Raw genomic sequence first — 255 nt, 5'->3', positions numbered from 1 at the left:
TCAGGGAACACAATAACTGAATAACGCCCGAACCCCCGGTACCAGGGGTGAAGGGCGTCTGGTACCCACGTACCCCACATTTTTACCCACCCCCCACGGCACGAGTGCCGGCACGGGGGTTCGGGTTAGAAGGGTTACGGCGGTCACAGCGCGGGGGAAACGCCCGGTCCCATTCCGAACCCGGAAGCTAAGACCCGCAGCGCCGATGGTACTGCACCCGGGAGGGTGTGGGAGAGTAGGTCACCGCCGGACAAC

At 63.9% G+C, this 255-nt stretch carries 1 rRNA gene; it reads left to right on the top strand.

The window, feature by feature from the left end:
• The first annotated feature begins 135 nt into the window (after positions 1-135).
• Positions 136-252 (top strand): 5S ribosomal RNA (rrf, locus tag NGB94_RS16730).
• Positions 253-255 lie beyond the last annotated feature (3 nt).

Source organism: Arthrobacter koreensis (assembly GCF_035792275.1).
GTDB lineage: Bacteria > Actinomycetota > Actinomycetes > Actinomycetales > Micrococcaceae > Arthrobacter_B > Arthrobacter_B koreensis_A.
Note: the sequence above shows the minus strand (reverse complement) of the source record. Positions and strands in the feature narration are given on the sequence as shown.